The sequence below is a fragment of the Photorhabdus aballayi genome (assembly GCF_026153155.1).
Taxonomy (GTDB): Bacteria; Pseudomonadota; Gammaproteobacteria; order Enterobacterales; family Enterobacteriaceae; genus Photorhabdus; species Photorhabdus luminescens.
This window is the reverse complement of sequence record NZ_JAPFCD010000010.1, coordinates 31,104-48,217: the sequence shown is the minus strand read 5'-3', so window position 1 is coordinate 48,217 and position 17,114 is coordinate 31,104. Positions and strand designations below refer to the sequence as shown.

The 17,114-nt window shown below is 39.9% G+C and carries 16 protein-coding genes; 8 read left to right on the top strand and 8 right to left on the bottom strand.

The features are described 5' to 3' along the window. Position 1 precedes the first annotated feature (1 nt). On the top strand, positions 2-1,375 hold the full coding sequence (locus tag OO184_RS07645; RefSeq protein WP_265378662.1) for a TolC family outer membrane protein: 1,374 nt from the start codon (positions 2-4) through the stop codon (positions 1,373-1,375). On the opposite strand, the gene xni is transcribed toward OO184_RS07645, so the two are convergent. The 3 genes from xni to queF form a co-directional block, all read right to left on the bottom strand. Next, positions 1,372-2,130, bottom strand: coding sequence for a flap endonuclease Xni (gene xni / locus OO184_RS07640; protein WP_265378661.1), 759 nt, complete (start codon positions 2,128-2,130; stop codon positions 1,372-1,374). The genes OO184_RS07645 and xni overlap by 4 nt on opposite strands. Positions 2,131-2,194: 64 nt before the next feature. Then, the gene (gene ppnN / locus OO184_RS07635; RefSeq protein WP_265378660.1) at positions 2,195-3,562 is read right to left on the bottom strand and encodes a nucleotide 5'-monophosphate nucleosidase PpnN; all 1,368 of its coding nucleotides are present in this window, start codon (positions 3,560-3,562) and stop codon (positions 2,195-2,197) included. A 122-nt stretch (positions 3,563-3,684) separates the two neighbouring features. Continuing rightward, on the bottom strand, positions 3,685-4,533 hold the full coding sequence (queF, locus tag OO184_RS07630) for an NADPH-dependent 7-cyano-7-deazaguanine reductase QueF (RefSeq protein WP_265378659.1): 849 nt from the start codon (positions 4,531-4,533) through the stop codon (positions 3,685-3,687). A 147-nt stretch (positions 4,534-4,680) separates the two neighbouring features. On the opposite strand from queF, the gene syd reads away from it, so the two are divergent. The 6 genes from syd (at position 4,681) to OO184_RS07600 (ending at position 10,547) form a co-directional block, all read left to right on the top strand. Beyond that, the gene (gene syd / locus OO184_RS07625; protein WP_265378658.1) at positions 4,681-5,235 is read left to right on the top strand and encodes a SecY-interacting protein; all 555 of its coding nucleotides are present in this window, start codon (positions 4,681-4,683) and stop codon (positions 5,233-5,235) included. A 523-nt stretch (positions 5,236-5,758) separates the two neighbouring features. Next, positions 5,759-6,091, top strand: a complete 333-nt coding sequence (locus OO184_RS07620) for a YqcC family protein (RefSeq protein WP_265378657.1) — start codon at positions 5,759-5,761, stop codon at positions 6,089-6,091. 1 nt (position 6,092) lies between these two features. After that, positions 6,093-6,839: a tRNA pseudouridine(65) synthase TruC gene (gene truC, locus OO184_RS07615; RefSeq protein WP_265378656.1), complete on the top strand. Its 747-nt coding sequence runs from the start codon at positions 6,093-6,095 to the stop codon at positions 6,837-6,839. A 631-nt stretch (positions 6,840-7,470) separates the two neighbouring features. Further along, entirely contained in the window at positions 7,471-8,442 is a 972-nt protein-coding gene (locus tag OO184_RS07610) for a Fe(II)-2OG oxygenase family protein (protein ID WP_265378655.1), read from the top strand. Positions 8,443-8,451: 9 nt separating this feature from the next. Further along, a complete protein-coding gene (murI, locus tag OO184_RS07605; RefSeq protein WP_265378654.1) occupies positions 8,452-9,312 on the top strand; it encodes a glutamate racemase in 861 nt (286 codons plus the stop codon). Between the two features lie 23 nt (positions 9,313-9,335). Further along, entirely contained in the window at positions 9,336-10,547 is a 1,212-nt protein-coding gene (locus OO184_RS07600) for an MFS transporter (RefSeq protein ID WP_265378653.1), read from the top strand. A gap of 119 nt (positions 10,548-10,666) precedes the next feature. Here OO184_RS07600 and OO184_RS07595 read toward each other — a convergent pair whose 3' ends face one another. Further along, positions 10,667-11,479 carry a hypothetical protein gene (locus OO184_RS07595; RefSeq protein WP_265378652.1) on the bottom strand — a complete coding sequence of 271 codons (813 nt, stop codon included), beginning with the start codon at positions 11,477-11,479 and terminating at the stop codon, positions 10,667-10,669. Then, a complete protein-coding gene (locus OO184_RS07590) occupies positions 11,476-11,958 on the bottom strand; it encodes a hypothetical protein (protein ID WP_265378651.1) in 483 nt (160 codons plus the stop codon). The genes OO184_RS07595 and OO184_RS07590 overlap by 4 nt, the downstream gene beginning before the upstream one ends. A 487-nt stretch (positions 11,959-12,445) precedes the next feature. Here OO184_RS07590 and OO184_RS07585 point away from each other — a divergent pair, with 487 nt between their 5' ends. Further along, complete coding sequence (locus OO184_RS07585; protein ID WP_265378650.1) at positions 12,446-12,892, top strand: flavodoxin; 447 nt, start codon at positions 12,446-12,448, stop codon at positions 12,890-12,892. Positions 12,893-12,952: 60 nt separating this feature from the next. On the opposite strand, the gene OO184_RS07580 is transcribed toward OO184_RS07585, so the two are convergent. From OO184_RS07580 to glnD, 3 genes are all read right to left on the bottom strand, one after another. Beyond that, positions 12,953-13,339: a DUF3461 family protein gene (locus OO184_RS07580; protein WP_036781518.1), complete on the bottom strand. Its 387-nt coding sequence runs from the start codon at positions 13,337-13,339 to the stop codon at positions 12,953-12,955. 214 nt (positions 13,340-13,553) lie between these two features. Continuing rightward, positions 13,554-14,378, bottom strand: coding sequence for a 2,3,4,5-tetrahydropyridine-2,6-dicarboxylate N-succinyltransferase (gene dapD / locus OO184_RS07575; protein WP_265378649.1), 825 nt, complete (start codon positions 14,376-14,378; stop codon positions 13,554-13,556). 47 nt (positions 14,379-14,425) lie between these two features. Beyond that, positions 14,426-17,074 carry a bifunctional uridylyltransferase/uridylyl-removing protein GlnD gene (gene glnD / locus OO184_RS07570; protein WP_265378648.1) on the bottom strand — a complete coding sequence of 883 codons (2,649 nt, stop codon included), beginning with the start codon at positions 17,072-17,074 and terminating at the stop codon, positions 14,426-14,428. Positions 17,075-17,114 lie beyond the last annotated feature (40 nt).

Sequence of the window (17,114 nt, the reverse complement as noted above, 5' to 3'; positions counted from 1 at the left end):
TATGAAACTGAATAACACTTCTTTATCAATTGGTTTACTGATTCTTTTCAGCGTCAGTCTGTTCTCTTTTCCTGCATCGGCATTGAGTTTGACTGAGGCTTATGCGCTGGCGTTAGAAAATGATCCTACTTTTCTCTCTGCCGTGAAAGAGCGGGAAGGCGGTGAAGAGTATGAAAAGCTCGGCAGGGCAGAGTTGTTACCTAAGGTCATAATGTCTTATCAGAATTCACCGCGGAATTGGCAACATATGGAGTCTGTTGGGTATGATATCTGGGGCAGGAAGACAACTAGCAGCCGGGATCGTCAATATAGCAGTTATAATGCGGCTGTTGTGTTGACTCAGCCGTTGATCGATTTTGAAATATGGGCTCGCTATAAAGCCAGCCAGGCTCACACTTTGATGAGCAATGAGCGTTTTCGGGCAAGTTTTCAGCAATTGGCTGTGCGGGTCGTGAATGCTTACGTGGATGTGGCTTATGCACAGGATCAGATTGATTTAGTTATACGGCAGAAAATGGCTTATGAAAAGCAACTGGAACTGAATAAGAAGTTGTTTAGTTCTGGCGAAGGGACACGTACTGATGTGGTGGAAACGCAATCCCGTTACAGTCAGGCGATTGCCGATGAGATAGCAGCCAAAGACGATTTGGATGCGGCAATCCGAAGTTTACAGCTAATTGTGGGCGCTCCCCTCCCTGTTGATTTGCCTGTGCAACGGCTGTCAGATAAAAAGCGTTTCCGTATATTGAGGTTGTCGCCTGAGCGTTATGAGGAGTGGGAAAAATTGGCATTGGCTAACAACCCGGTTTTGGCTGCTTCTCGTCAGGAAGTGCAAGCCGCGTACCATGAAGTGCAGCGTAATCGGGCGGGTTATTTACCTAGGCTGGAGCTCTACGCTTCCCATTCTGAAAACGAATCCAGTAGCGATAATACCATAGATCAAAAATATCGAACCGATACCATTGGCTTGCGGATGAGTATGAATATCTATAATGGTGGTGCTACATCTGCCTCTGTACGTCAGGCAGCGGCCCACTATGGCAGGACTAAATATGATCTTGATGCTCAGGCTGGAGAAATCCTTAATGCACTACGCCGCAATTATAATCAGTACCTAAATAGTGAAAAACGGATCGGTGCTTATGAAATGGCGGTTGAGTCAGCTAGCTTGCAGGTAGATGCAACCAGTAAAAGTGTTGTGCTTGGGCAGCGGGTTAATGTGGATGTCTTGAATGCTGAACAGCAGTTATATACTGCTCGACGTGATCTCTCACAAGCAAAATACAATTATATTAAATCTTGGGTCGGCCTGCTTAGTGAGGCCGGAGAATTAAAAGGCGAACATCTGGATAAGATAGCGAAGTATTTTCGTTAAGTTGCTGTTGTCAGCCGGAGTTGTTGCAGATTACCACTTAAAGTCAGATCGGTACGTAATGACGCAACTTCCCGGCTGATAAACGCCATTTCTTTATTGGATTCTAGTTTACTGCGCCATTTTTCGGGTTGTTGGTCGAGGTTCTGGAACAGATTATCCAGTGTACCGGCCTGTTGTAGTAAAGTGACAGCGGTTTTCGGCCCGATCCCCTGAATCCCCGGAATTTTACTGCTGCTTATCCCCGCAAGCCCCCAATAATCAGGTAGTTGTTCTGGTAAAACGCCAAACTCTTGTTGAACAAATGGCATATCTAGCCAGCGTTTTTGAAAGTAGTCACGGATACGGATATTGGGTGAAAGTAACTGGCAATACCCTTTATCAGTAGAAACAATCGTCACGTTGTGACCAGCCGAAGTCACTTTTACGGCCAATGTCGCTGCTAGATCGTCAGCTTCATGCCCTTTTGCGTGCCAGCAGGCAATGCCTTGTTGCTCAAATGATGCCCTGATTTGCGGCATTTCTTGTTGCAGGTTGTCAGGCATGGGCGAACGGCCGGCTTTGTAGTCAGGTAGTATTTGGTGACGCCAACTGTGATTGCGATTCTCTTCATCGAATACTGCGACGGCATGTGTGGGGTGAGTGTGTTGGATAAGCTGTCTTAATGCATGTTCACAAGCAGGAATACATGGACTGCCCTGTACAGCATGAATGCGTCGGATAAGGTTAAGTGCATCAACAATAAGAAGGTGTATCATATAGGGCCACTTTAAATAGCGTAATGCTCCATCCGTGGAGCGCAGATATTTTTTTCAGGTAATTTTATTTGATAATTTCGTAGCAAGGTTCGTAGGCGGTGCCTCCCGGTAGTTTCATTCGATGCTGTTCCACAAAGTCTTTCAATAGCTTATCCATATGGCGCATTATTTTAACGTCCCCGTGGATTTTGAATGGACCTTGTTTTTCAATCGCTTGAATACCCACCTCTTTCACATTACCTGCAACAATCCCAGAAAAAGCCCGGCGCAGCGACGCTGCCAGTTTTTCAGGTGGTTGATCAGGATGGAGATTAAGATCAGCCATGTTTTCATGGGAGGGTTCAAACGGCTGTTGCAAATCATAATTGATCTTCATTGACCAATTAAAACTATATGCATCACCAGTACTGTGGCGGCTATCTCTCACTAATGGCATCGCTTCTTTCATTATTCTGGCAACTTCAGGCGCATTATCAATGATGATGTGATAGTAGCGTCGCATATCTTCACCCAATGTGTGAACAATAAATTCGTCCAGAACTTGGAAATAGTCCTCACTCTCCTTTGGCCCGGTAAGAATTAATGGCAGTACTTGCTCCTGATTTTCTGGATTCATCAGAATACCTAGCAAATAAAGTAATTCTTCCGCTGTACCGACACCTCCGGGGAAAATAACGATACCATGAGCAATACGAACAAAAGCTTCCAGACGTTTTTCGATGTCTGGCATGATAATCAGCTCATTCACTAATGGATTTGGGGGTTCAGCCGCAATGATTGATGGCTCGGTGATACCAATAAAACGGCTATTTTTATAATTCTGTTGGGCATGGCCGACAGCCGCGCCTTTCATCGGCGCTTCCATTGCCCCGGGGCCACAGCCAGTACAGATATTCAGTCCGCGTAACCCAAGCTGGTTACCGACTTTACGGCCATACTGATACTCTGGCTTACTAATTGAGTGGCCTCCCCAACAGACTATCATGTTGAGATCGTCATCGGTATGCAGCGCTCTGGCATGGCGCAGAATAGAGAATATTCTGTTGGTGATATGTGCGCTATTCTCTGAATCGGAATAATCCTGTTGTCCTGGATCGCTAATCTGTGTATGGACAAACAAGATATCCCGCAGAACTGCGAATAGGTTAGCTTGTAGTGAGTGAATAATTTTTCCATCAACGAATGCGTCTTCTGGAGGGTCCACCAGTTCCAGTTTCACTCCACGCTCACGGCGCAGTACGTTAATTTCAAAATCGGTGTATTTAGAGAGCAGCTCTTTACTATTATCAGTTTGGCTACCTGAATTGAGTACGGCCAGTGAGCAATTACGGAACAGGCGATACAGATCACTTTTTGCGGTACTCTTTAGCATATCTACTTCAAGTTGAGATAATAAATCCATCGAGCCAAGTGGGTTGATATGTGTGATCAAGAATGACTCCTTGTATACCGTGTATGGATTACATATCAATATCACTAAACTGAATATATTACATACCCTATTTCAGCTTATTTTTCAAAAATTGCGCTTAGGAAAACAGATTTAAAGCAGATTTATTGACGTGCCAATCTGCTTGTTTCTGGAACAAAGCTTGCACTGTTTGTACGCCACGGGTTGATATCTAGTCCTCCGCGACGGGTATAACGAGCGTAGACTGAGAGCTTTTCTGGCGCGCATAACTGTTGTAAGTCGTTGAAGATACGCTCAACACATTGCTCGTGAAACTCGTTGTGATGCCGGAATGATATCAAGTAACGTAACAGTGCTTCCCGATTGATTTTTGACCCTTGGTAGTGAATCTGGACAGATCCCCAGTCAGGTTGATGGGTGATCAGGCAATTAGATTTCAGTAGATGGCTAACCAAAACTTCTTCTACCAGCGGGCCTTGTGCTGCACCTTGCAGATAATGACGATTGAAATCATATTCAGTCACTTCAATATTCTGCTCGTCAATACATTCACCTGTAAAAGCAGAGATTGGCTGGTTATTGAAATGATCTAAATGATGAAGTGTCACTTCCACCTCGCCTTCAGCACAAGCGGCCAGATCGCGCTGTAGTGTTTCTTCAACGACTTGCCAGCTTTCAAAATGAGTCTGGTTAAAGCTGTTCAGATAGAGCTTAAAACTTTTAGATTCAATTAGGTTCTTACTTGTTGCATTTAAACTAACATGCCCGATAGCAACTTGTGGCAAACCGCGGCTATTCAGCCATGATAGCTCATATAGTGTCCAGATATCAGCGCCGTGAAACGGCAAATTATCCGGGAAAATTTCCATCGGTTCACGGTTCATATTGCGGGGTACAGCTTGCAATAAGCTGGCATCATATTGGTCACGATATAAAGTGGTCTTACCCAGTGTAAGTTGCTCAAGAGCTTGGTGATCCCGATATAACGACATGTTATTCCTCAAAATCTGATAGTAGTGATGGCTTAAGTCTAGCAAGTTAGCGCGTCTGTCTGAATTTTATTTGTTCGCTCAGTTTACTATCTTTGGTTTACTATAAAATTGCTAAGTACACCCTAACAGTTACCGGTTGAAAATAATATGATTTCTAATGTTACAGAAGCGTTGTCTAATTTTACCCGTTGTTATGTCGATTTGTGGCAAAAGGAAACCGGAGCCCCCCCTGCCAGCCGTGAACTTTATGGTGTACCATCACCTTGTATTACTCAGACTGGCGACAGCATAGTTTATTGGCTTCCACAGCCTTTTCCCTTAGAGGATAAGCTGAATAGCGTCGAAGTTGCACTGGATATTCAATTACAACCAGCAATTCATGATTTTTATACATCACAATTGGCCGGTGATATGACGGTAACGTTTGAAGGTCAACGGTTTAGTTTGATTCAGGTCTGGAGTGAAGATGACTTTATCCGTTTACAGGAAAACCTGATAGGACATTTGGTGACGCAGAAGCGGTTGAAACTGTCGCCAACGGCATTTATTGCGACGATGGAATCAGATGATATGGGTATCATTTCTCTGTGTAATTTGACCGGTGAAGTGATGTTGGAGCAATTTGGTAGCCATAAACGAACGCGGTTATTTACCGACTTAATTGGGTTTCTTGGTGCAATTAAACCTGTCTTTATTCGTTAGGCCCGGATTTTTAACGTTGCATTTGTAAGATATCTCTTACACTTCATGTAAGAGATATCATTGTTTACTTTTGTAAGTTTCACGTTAGTTTATTATTTTCATTTTATTTCAATAGGCTATAAATAATCACAGATTTTATTCCCTCTCCTCACTTACTGGTTCCAGTATGTGTAGCTTGTTTCATCGAACGAATTAATTCATGCTGTCCTTAGCAGGAAAGGAATCATTGCGCACAATTTCTCAAGGACAGATAAGTGATGATGGTCAGGATGACGCAATGCATAACAGGATCGTATGCAACATAAATAAAATGATAGGAAAGGGATAACCAACTAGGGACAATTTTTCAAGGAGTGAGCAGGGAGCATATTATTAGCGGGACTGCTATAAATCAACTTAAGGGGAGCGCTTGTTCGCTCCCTTCTCTTATTTGGCGGAGCAAGCAAATTTTCAGCTTAAGGGGTATCGATGGTATTCTTGCGAACTTGGTTGTTTTGAATAAAAACTGAGTCAGACTGAAAATATGAGTACTGCAAAAAAAATTCTGCATAAATTACAGTTAATTGAAGAAGCCATGAGGGCAATTGACTTGTGGCAGAGTCATCCGCCTAGACCGGAAGCTTTCGAAAGTGTTGAGCCATTTTCCATTGATACGATGTTAGCCGAAGAGTGGTTGCAGTGGGTATTAATTCCGAGAATGTATGCATTGTTGGAGCAGGGATTGGCGTTGCCTACAGCATTTGCTATCGCGCCTTACTTTGAGGAGTCTTATAAAGAAGATACTATCGGGCGTTACCAGCAACTGCTTGAACATCTTCGTGCGTTGGATCGCTTATTTATGCAGGATAATGCCTGATATGTTGGAAATATTATATCAGGATGATCATATTGTGGCAGTTAACAAGCCAGCGGGGTGGTTAGTTCATCGTAGCTGGTTGGCGCGTCACGAAACGGTCTTTGTTATGCAGACATTGCGTGATCAGATTGGTCAGCATGTTTTCCCGCTACACCGTCTGGATAGGCCAACGTCAGGCGTATTGCTGATGGCGCTTTCTAGCGATGTTGCCCGTCAGCTTTCCCAACAGTTTGAACATCATCAGTTACAAAAAACTTATCATGCTGTTGTGCGCGGTTATGTGTTGGAATCAGCGATTGTTGATTACGCTCTGGTTGAGGAACTGGATAAGATCGCGGATAAATTTGCAGATGGCGATAAAGAGGCCCAGCCTTGTGTGACTTATTACCGACCACTGGCAACGGTAGAATGCCCGGTAGAGATAGGCCGTTATCCTACATCACGCTTTAGTTTGTTGGAATTGACACCGAAAACAGGCCGAAAACATCAATTGAGACGCCATATGGCACATATTCGTCACCCAATTATTGGTGATACGACACATGGCGATTTACGGCAAAACAGAGGAGTTACCATTCATTATCAAACCAGCCGGTTGATGCTTCATGCCAGTTGTCTTGAGTTGGATCACCCTGTTACGGGTGAGAAATTATCGCTGACGGCGAAATGGGATGCATCATGGCAGCATTTAATACAACAATTTGGCTGGCAAGGTATTGTTCCCGATTTGGAATGTGATAGTAATTAGTACGAAGCGAACGGTAAATGTCGAGAACCCAAGGTTGTTTGTCCACGAGTAAGCAAGAATAGTAAGTGCGTTTACTTGGTGGGAGTGGTATGAATTGAGAGGTTCATATACCTTTCTGTTGGAGGCTGCGAGGGAGGTTTTCGCGGCCTATTCACCATTGCGTGTGCTGAGTTTTAGATGTGTTGATGAACGAAGATGCTTGGTACCATCGCGGTGATGCTGCAAAAATCCTGGCTTGTATATGTCTAACCTTAAATATGCTTCGTGTGGAAACAACAAGAAAGCTAGTATTTGTCGCAAAAGAAAAAAGATCAGCATGAATAACGTTTATATAGATAAGGCATCAATAGTTTCCTTGTGTAATATTATATTAATATTTAAATAAAAAATGCATAATTTTTTGAAAAAATGGATTTAAATATTATTTTAAGAAATATTTTTGTTCGGTTTGAAAAAAGATTGTTTTTTCCACAAGTTAAATTTAACTTTTTGAAAATTATAAATAAAATAAATTTTTATAAAGAATATAAATGTAAAGAAATGTAAAATTTATTTCGTTTTAAACTAAAATAAATATAAATTATCTGAACTAAATTATCTTTTATTATATTAACTATATTAGAGTAGGAAGATGACGTATATAAAGGAAATTAAGCCTGGGCAAAGTGAAAGTAAAGTGATTAAAGATTTAATAGATCATATTGTTTTTGATGAGAAGTTAGATAATCAATATGACTTTCTAGAAAGAGCTACAATTTTCGCTCAAGAATTGCCTCGTAGTATTAGAGAAGAGTTTTATCATTTTAAACGGCATGAGAAATATGCTGCTATTCATGTTAAAGATAACCCTGTTTTGCTTAATGGTGTTCAACCAACTCCAGGAAAATTAATAGAATTAGAAGATGGATATAAAATTAATGATGCTAAAATATTATTAGGTTTATATGGGTCTTTATTGGGAGAGGGTATGGGATTTACCTCCCAACGAAATGGTAGTATATACAATAATATTATTCCTTTCGAAGAATTACAAAATATCCCTAATTCAAGCAGTGGTTCAAATAAAGATTTTGGGTTTCATGTAGAAGATGCCTTTCACCCAGCAAGAGCTGAGTTCCTAGGACTTGTCTGTATGCGAAATGAAGAAAGAGCGCCAACAACAATTTCTTGTATTGACGGTATTGAACTTACTGATAAGGAAAAGGATCTGCTTTTTCAGGACAGGTTTTATATTTCTCATAATCCAATTCATTCAACTTCAAATATTGTTGATGAAGAAGGCCAGGCAATATTATTTGGTGCAAAAGAAGAGCCTTATGTAAGAATTAATGCTGCTGCTTTGAACCTAGATAACAATTTGTTAGATGAAATAAAAGCAGTCAATAAGGTAATTGATTTTTTTAATAAAAACAAAAAATCAATTGTTTTAAATACTTCCGATTGCATATTTGTTGATAACTTTAGATGTGTGCACGCTAGGGATGCATATGAACCTTTCTTTGGAGAAAAAGCACGTTGGTTAGCAAGAGTTGTCTTTACAACTGATTTAAAGAAATCTCGAGGAATGCGAGGATCTGTTCAAAGTCGAGCTATCATTGCTTAAGAGGTTTTTATGTTAGTTGAAAATACGATTATTTTAGAAAAAAAAAGTATAGTATTTTACAATGCTAATGGCGATTCTATAGAAAAAATAAACACTGATGCACCTAGAATATTGATTTTTGATTCGGGGGTTGGTGGTTTGTCAGTATCTAAATATATAGAAAATTTTTTTTTAGGTACTGACGTCGTTTACATTGCTGATAATAAGTTCTATCCTTATGGAAATAAGGATAGAACTTTGTTACTAGAAAGAATAGAAGATCTATTAGAGCAAGCAGTACAAGTATTTAAGCCAATTGGTTTAATCATTGCCTGTAATACAGCATCAACTTTATTGAGTAACAGTTTTATAGAAAAACTAAAAATGCCTTGTATTAAGGTGCTCCCTCCTATTTTAGAAGCTTTTCAGATCTCTTTGAAAAAGAATGTTCTTCTGATTGCTACACCTAATACAATTAACAGTGAATATGTTAATAATATATGTGCAAAGTTAATTGATGATAAGTTTATCTTTAAAACGTTAGGCTTAACAGAGTTGGTTAAATTTTCAGAGATGAAATCCAGAGGAATATCATTAAAAACCAATGATATAGAAAGTTTAATATTAAGATCAATGACAAAGGAGGAAGTTGATAATGTGGATGTCGTGATTTTAGGATGCACTCACTTTCCTAATATTAAAGATGAATTAAAGTATATTTTTAAAAATGTTAAGGAATGGGTGGATCCTGCCTATGATGCCGTCAACTCCCTTTATCAGGCGATTAACCAAATTAACTCTCAAAAGGGAATTCAGAAATTTTTATTCTTAACAGAACAAAGTAAGGTTGATAACTTTACTTCTCCATATACATATAGTGGTTTTTTATAAAGATCTTCTAGGATAGTTAATTCGTGATAAATCAAAATATTGAAAGTTATAAATGGACAGTGTTATTTATAGCTACGATAACGCAGGCATGTGCATGTTTTTTTGTTCAAGGAATAGGTTCTATCGCTCCACTATTGCAGCAACAGATGTCGTTATCTGCATTCCAAATTGGGTTACTAGTATCGTCTGCCCAACTTGCACCATTATTTGGCTTACTAGTAGCTGGAGAATTACTTGATAGGTTTAATGAAAAGTACGTGGTAAGTATAGGTGTTTTCTTGGTTGGAATGACTCTATGTTTTACCCTATTTTTTGATAGCTATTATGCAATTCTCATACTCTTATTTATTCTTGGGATTGGATATAGCTCTGCGCAACCAGGTGGGGCCAAATCCGTTTCTAATTGGTTTCCGAAAAGTCAGTTAGGTTTTGCTATGGGGATTAGACAAGCAGGATTGCCCTTAGGAGGGGCTTTGGCAAGTTTAATTCTACCATTTTTGGCAATTCGTTTTAATTGGCATTTTGCTTTCTTTGCTAGTGGATGTATTGCTATTTTTGGGGCTGCACTTTTTTTTATATTTTATAAAGATAAAGATCCTAGAGCAAAGAAAATACGGCACATTAATATTATATCGACTATCAGAAATAAAATATTGATGGTCAAAGAACCTGCGATGTTTAATATTATGTTGTCTGGCGCTTGTTTAACAGCTATTCAATATAGTGTGGTTATTTATCTAATTTCTTATTTTTATGAAGAACTAAAAATTTCTCCATCTATAGGTGCAACTTTATTATTCTTAGCTCTTATCTCTGGGGTTGTAGGAAGAATAGCTTTAGCTGCTTGGAGTGACAGAACAAAAACAAATAGATATTTTCAAGTATTATGTTGTTTATTTTGTTCTTTAATTGGAATCGCTATTTTATTTTTTATTAAAATTGATAGTTATTATTTTTTATTCCCATTAATGATCTTACTTGGTTTCTTTGGGGTAGGTTGGTATGGCCCTTGGGTAGCTTATATAGCAGACACAGCCCCTAAAGATAGGATGGGATTTGCTTTGGGTTTGGCTATGACAGCTAACCAAGTCTCTGTGATTGTTATTGCGCCATTAGTAGGGATATTAAGAGATATTACAGGTAGTTATAACTTAAGTTGGATATTACTGATACTTTTTACTTTCTTTACTTTACTAAGTACTTACTTTAGAAATAAAAAGGTATTAGCAGGCTAATAGAGGGTATGATTATTGTATCTTTATTGCTTGTTATCAATAGTTGTATAAAAAGCACTTTAAGGTGCTTTTTATTCTCCATTAACAATAAGTATTTTAATATAATAATTACGCTAGCTTTATTGTTTTTTATAATTAATAGTAAAGAGAAAAATAGTCGAGATAACTATCGATGAAATTAATAATATTGTAAATCCAGCAACGATTTCTTTAATATCAACACCTAAATAAATAGTATAAAAAAGAATGATCATAGTAATAAATACATAAATCCCTGATTGCATACCCAAAGTATAAAGAGAATTTTTTGAATATAACCCCAGATAAGAGAAAAAAACAGGTTGCATAATGGTATTAGCTAAAAATACCATAATTGTAAATAATAAATAGAGTATGCCAGAATTTATCATAATGCCAAGTAAACAGAATCCGAGAGAGAATAATTGCATGATATTACCTACCATGATTCTTTTGGTTAAAAGTGCAGATTTGATGACTTTCATGATCCCAATTGCACAGGGGAACCATATAATCAGTAATATGATATACATTTGAATCATATCAATATGTTCAAAGTATTTTGTTCGCATTGCTGGTATAATCATTAAGGATAGAAAAAAGCAAACATTGATTATAACTAAACTGGAAAAAGCACTAAAAATAACTAATTTATTGGTTGTTTTCATAGAATCTTTAATGTCGTATTTTTGTGTTTTTAAATTATTGTTTTTAAAGTCAGTAAAATAGATAATTGAAGCAGTAGAATAAATAAAGGTAGCAAAAATGTTTGCTGATGTGCGGTAATTTAAACCTAAAAGAGAGAAAATAACAGGGATTAAAAATGGTAGGCTTAATAACGCTAGGCTTAAAATAGAAAAATCATTATTCGTTTTCTTTTCATTTCCTGCGGTTATATACCCAATGGATTTCAAGATGCATCGCGACGGCAAGGGAGCGAATCCCCGGGAGCATAGATAACTATGTGACCGGGGTGAGTGAGTGCAGCCAACAAAGAGGCAACTTGAAAGATGACGGGTATAAGAATATTTCTTCCCATTATGACAATAAATCCACTTATTACCCCCCATAATATTCTATGTAGAGCATCCAACCAAACTGGAATAAGTGTTATTTCTCTTGCAAAGAGAATGCAGTTTGTAGTTGCTAATAATAAAAATAATCCAAAAATATTTTTTTCAAAAAAATTAATATTCATTTTTCGAATAAGAAAGGATATGGTCATGCATCCCAGAGATAACCCCAATAAATAGGAAAAAACAGGAATATAAGCGTCTAAAATCATACCTCCATCTTTAAGCATGGTATCTACCCAGATCATCAGTCCAGATGAACCGGTGATGTTTGCGGCACTTAATAGTATACTCAGCACAACAGCTTTATTGTTAAACATAGTGATGATTTTCCTTTACTTAGTGCTTATTTGTGCCGTTCTATTAATTTCATAATACTATTGTTGATCTTGAAAAAAAGTATATGGTCATTTTTCATATTAATATCAATATTATCAGCTAAAGTCGTTTAAAAAAGTGATTTTAACATTGAATTATTATTGGCTAAATAACTTGATTTAAGACGACTTAACTTCTGTTACTTGATCTTGGTTGTCACAGAAAACGATGTTTTTGATGATTACCTGTTACCGTTTTATGTAAAATAACTACAGTTATTGATCGCTACGTCTGTTCGTAATTAGTTTATTAGATATATGATTAGTCATTAGTGCTGTTTACATGACAGCATGAACTTAATAGTGGCAATATTTGCTTTGATGAGATGGCTTAGCTGGTAAAGGTAATTATCCCTGATTTGGGAAGGGTTGAGTTTTCTGCTGTTGCCAGCGAGGATAACTGATAATTGCTTTGAAGAGATAATAAATTATGGCGAAGATTGGTATTTTTGTTGGTACTGTTTACGGTAACGCGCTTGCTGTTGCAGAAGAAGCACAGCAGATCCTTGAACAACAAGGTCATGATATAGAAGTATTTGAAGAAGGGGAGTTGGAACAGTGGCAATCCTATCTTGATAACACGGTTTTAGTTATTACTTCAACGACTGGGCAAGGGGATTTACCTGATAATATTCGGCCGCTTTATTATGCTTTGCGAGATGAATTGGGTTATCAGCCAGAATTACGCTATGGCGTGATCGCTTTGGGAGATAGCAGTTATGAGAGCTTTTGTGGCGGCGGGCGTACTTTTGATGAATTACTACAAGAGCAAAGGGCAATAAGAGTCGGTGAGGTTTTGATGGTGGATGCGGTGGAAGAAGCTGAACCGGAAGTTTTTGCTCAGTCTTGGATCAGGCAATGGGGAGAATTGATTTAATAATTTCAATGCACCGCTTATACCGGGTAGGATATAAGCGGTGTAATTAATAGAACCGTTTTATTTACGGGTTAGTTTTTCCAGATCGGCTTCAATCTCGGCAATCTTGTTGGCAACGACATGTTCAAGATGACGCAAGTCATCGAGAATTTTGTGTTTCAAATCGACTTCTGCTTGATCTCGTTTGCAAATTTGATCCAACTCTTCAATCACATAACGCAGGTTAGTGTTGATTTCGTTGATCTCTTTGTATCCTTGCTCTGTATTGTTTGCAGTTACAGTCTTGCGTTGACGCGGATATTTGAATTTCACACTTTTGGCAAAGAATTCACCTTTATCCTTGCGGAAATAGATTTTCAGAATATCGTTGTTAGCTTCCTGACGCAGACTATAGCGGTCAATTTCTTCGGGGTATGTGATCCCCAGACTCTTTAAGTTATCGTACATGGCACCACCTTAAGGGTATTTTTCCCAGTAGGTTATTTTATACGTTATTTTGAATGTGGGTCGTGCTCAAACGTCTTATGTACGCTGTATCCGTTCCAGGTTGTGCACGTTGCCCGCGTTCAAACTCCCTATATTAATAACACTGACTGAGGTCGGTAATGATGATAAAAAGCAAAAAAATAGCGGACTTATTTATTATCCGCTATTTTAAAGTTTAATCTATCGATCTAAGTAGTTCATTAATGCCCACTTTTCCTCGTGTTTTGGCATCCACTTTTTTGACAATGACAGCACAATACAGGCTATAACTACCATCTTTTGATGGGAGGTTGCCAGAGACAACAACAGAACCCGCAGGGACGCGACCATAATGGATTTCGCCTGTTTCACGATCATAGATTTTGGTGCTTTGACCGATATAGACACCCATTGAAATCACTGAACCCTCTTCGACAATGACACCTTCTACAATTTCAGAACGGGCGCCAATAAAGCAGTTGTCTTCAATAATGGTCGGGTTAGCTTGCAATGGTTCTAATACGCCGCCGATGCCGACACCACCGGATAAATGGACGTTTTTACCAATTTGGGCACAGGAGCCGACTGTTGCCCAGGTATCTACCATTGTTCCTTCATCAACGTAAGCGCCGATGTTGACATAGGAAGGCATCAGTACGCAGTTACGGGCAATAAAAGCCCCTTGACGCGCCGCCGCAGGAGGTACTACGCGAAAACCCTCTTTTTCAAATCTTGCCTGATCATAGTCAGAGAATTTCATCGGAACTTTATCGAAATAACGGCTTTCTGCGCCATCGATAATCTGATTTTCATTAATACGGAAAGAGAGCAGGACCGCCATTTTCAGCCATTGATGCGTGATCCACTGACCGTCAATTTTCTCTGCAACGCGCAATTTTCCACTATCCAGCAGATTGATGACTTGAGTAACAGCATCACGTATTTCGTGGCTGACTGTTGCTGGAGTAAGCGTTGCGCGGTTTTCAAAAGCATTTTCGATAATGGATTGTAGTTGCTGCATTGCATCGGATTCCTTGGTTATCATCTGAGTCATGGGCTTATATTCAGTTATATTTTATCCTTTGGATTTAGGGTTGCTGTCAACCTTTCTGATAATTCTTCTCTGACTTTTTTATTTAAGGCTTTGTGGTCTTTATCTGCCAGAACAAAAAAGTCTTCGACACGTTCACCGATGGTGGTGATATGTGCTCCATGCAGTGAAACCCCCATTTCGGCAAAAATATTACCAACTCTTGCCAGTAATCCCGGTTGATCCAGGGCAAATAGCTCCATATAGGTGCGTCGTTCGTTATGGGTAGGTAAGAAGGTCACTTTTGTCGGTACGTTAAAGTGGCGCAGTTTGGTTGGCAATTTTCGTGTTTTCGGTGTCTTGGTATGGGGATCCAGAACCACTTGTAAAAGTGCGTTACGTACTATTTCGTGGCGATCCAATGCTAAAGGATGACCATTGGGTTCCAGTACCACGAAAGTGTCCATTGTCATGCCATCACGATTGGTAAATATTTGAGCATTATGAACACTCAGGTTACGTCTATCCAATTCGCCGACAACCGCCGCAAACAGGGAAGGGCGATCTAAGCTCCAGATAAAAATTTCTGTGCCGCCGCGAGTTGGCTTGGTACTTATCAGTATCAGTGACTCTTGAGAATCATGTTGTACTAGGTGGCGAGCGTGCCAGGCGAGTTGTTTTGGCGTATGACGAAGGAAATAATCTGCATGACAACGACTCCAAAGCTGATGGAGTTTCTGCTCGTTAATATTATCCTGACGCAACAGAGCAAGCGCCTGAAAACGGTTGTGACGGATGCGTTCCCGAAAATCTGGCGTATTTCCTTGCCGTAGTTGATTTTCTGTAGAGAAATAGAGTTCCCGTAATAAGCTCTGCTTCCAACTATTCCATAGGTTAATGTTGGTGGCGCAGATATCAGCGACTGTCAGACAGATCAGATAGCGTAGCCGAGTTTCATTGAGGATATCATGGGCAAATTGCTTGATGATTTCTGGGTCTTGAATATCTCTCCGTTGAGCTGTGACTGACATTAACAGATGATGACGAACCAGCCAGGCTACCAAATCAGCTTCCCGTGAGTTAAGCCCATGTTGTAGTGAAAACGCTAGCGCATCGTCAGAGCCAAGTTCAGAATGGTCGCCAGTACGCCCTTTGGCGATATCATGAAATAGTGCAGCAAGACGTAGAAGTTCAGGTTGAGGCAGGCGAGGATATAACTCAACACAGAGTGGATGGGCTGCACGATTATTCTCATCGGCAAAACTTTCCAGCTTTCTCAGTACACGGATAGTATGTTCATCGACGGTATAGGCGTGAAACAGATCAAATTGCATCTGACCGACGATATTGCCCCAAAGGGGGGTGTAAGCGCCAAGAACACTGTGACGATGCATGGGCACAAATGCGTTTTCAACCGCCCTTGGGTGACGCAGGATATCCATAAAGATTTGGCGAGCTTCCGGTAATTCACACAATGGCTGAGATAGATTGCGGCGTGCATAACGGAGGTGGCGTAACGTAGTAGAATAAATGCCTTGGACTTCTTCATGTTCCGCCATGCGATAAAACATCCGCATAATAGCCGCGGGTTCTTTGATAAATAGGGTTTCATCAATGAGATCAATAAGTTGTCCCCGTAGCTGGAATTCACTATCCAGTGGGCGAGATTTTTCATTGGTTTCCAGGGCTAGAATAGCTTCATCAAACAGTTGCAGTAGCATATTGTTGAGTTCGCTGACGCGGCGAGTCATCCGGTAGAAATCTTTCATCATCCATTCTACCGGTTGATTACGTTCTCCTTGATAGCCTAGCAGTTGAGCGATACTGAACTGGCGATCAAATAACAGACGATTATCATAACGATTGACAATCAGATGAAGAGCAAAGCGGATACGCCAAAGGAAACTTTGGCATTCATTTAATTCATTACGCTCTTCTGCTGTTAGGAAACCAAAGTCGACCATTTCATCTATGGAGGTTGCGCCAAAATGGCGGCGGGCAACCCACAGTAAGGTATGAATGTCTCGCAATCCTCCGGGGCTGCTTTTGATATCAGGTTCCAGATTATAACTGGTGCTGTGATAGCGCTGATGGCGTTCGTGCTGTTCAACAATTTTGGCATCAAAGAAGTCAGTGGAAGGCCAAAAACCATTACTGAATGTATGTCGCTGTAATCGCAGAAAAATGGATGGATCGCCACAAATTAACCGTGATTCGATTAAATTCGTCGCAATAGTCAGATCTGATAGCCCTTCTAGCAAACACTCTTCAAGTGTGCGAACACTGTGGCCGACTTCCAGTCGGATATCCCATAGTAAAGTGATAAATTGCCCAACATTCTGAGCTTGAAGTTGTGTGAGCGTTTGCTCACTGAGGATCAGCACGTCAATATCAGATAGTGGATGCAGTTCCCGCCGACCATATCCGCCGACGGCAATCAATGAAAGTGATGAAATTTTATCAAATCCGTAGGCATACCATAATCGTTGTAACAACTGGTCTATGTAATCACTGCGTGCAGAAATTAAGGCTTCTGCGGAAATACCCGCTTTAAAGGCATGTTCCAGCCAAAGCTGAAATTCTTCAAGGTGCTGTTTCAACACGGGGTAGCGAAGATCTTCACCAGAAAAATCAGCGGGAGAAAGAGGGGGGATAGGGGCCTGAATTGTGGCGATATCTGCTGACATAAGTACAAACCTATGAGAAAGGCGAATCATAATGGTCAGA

Excerpts from the sequence above, each read along its gene's own strand:
- murI (WP_265378654.1), top strand. The coding sequence starts at position 8,452 with ATGTTAGTTGAAAATACGATTATTTTAGAAAAAAAAAGTATAGTATTT.
- syd (WP_265378658.1), top strand. The coding sequence starts at position 4,681 with ATGATTTCTAATGTTACAGAAGCGTTGTCTAATTTTACCCGTTGTTAT.
- glnD (WP_265378648.1), bottom strand. The coding sequence starts at position 17,074 with ATGTCAGCAGATATCGCCACAATTCAGGCCCCTATCCCCCCTCTTTCT.
- OO184_RS07580 (WP_036781518.1), bottom strand. The coding sequence starts at position 13,339 with ATGTACGATAACTTAAAGAGTCTGGGGATCACATACCCCGAAGAAATT.
- OO184_RS07610 (WP_265378655.1), top strand. The coding sequence starts at position 7,471 with ATGACGTATATAAAGGAAATTAAGCCTGGGCAAAGTGAAAGTAAAGTG.
- xni (WP_265378661.1), bottom strand. The coding sequence starts at position 2,130 with ATGATACACCTTCTTATTGTTGATGCACTTAACCTTATCCGACGCATT.
- OO184_RS07620 (WP_265378657.1), top strand. The coding sequence starts at position 5,759 with ATGAGTACTGCAAAAAAAATTCTGCATAAATTACAGTTAATTGAAGAA.
- truC (WP_265378656.1), top strand. The coding sequence starts at position 6,093 with ATGTTGGAAATATTATATCAGGATGATCATATTGTGGCAGTTAACAAG.
- OO184_RS07645 (WP_265378662.1), top strand. The coding sequence starts at position 2 with ATGAAACTGAATAACACTTCTTTATCAATTGGTTTACTGATTCTTTTC.
- dapD (WP_265378649.1), bottom strand. The coding sequence starts at position 14,378 with ATGCAGCAACTACAATCCATTATCGAAAATGCTTTTGAAAACCGCGCA.
- OO184_RS07590 (WP_265378651.1), bottom strand. The coding sequence starts at position 11,958 with ATGTTTAACAATAAAGCTGTTGTGCTGAGTATACTATTAAGTGCCGCA.
- OO184_RS07585 (WP_265378650.1), top strand. The coding sequence starts at position 12,446 with ATGGCGAAGATTGGTATTTTTGTTGGTACTGTTTACGGTAACGCGCTT.
- queF (WP_265378659.1), bottom strand. The coding sequence starts at position 4,533 with ATGTCGTTATATCGGGATCACCAAGCTCTTGAGCAACTTACACTGGGT.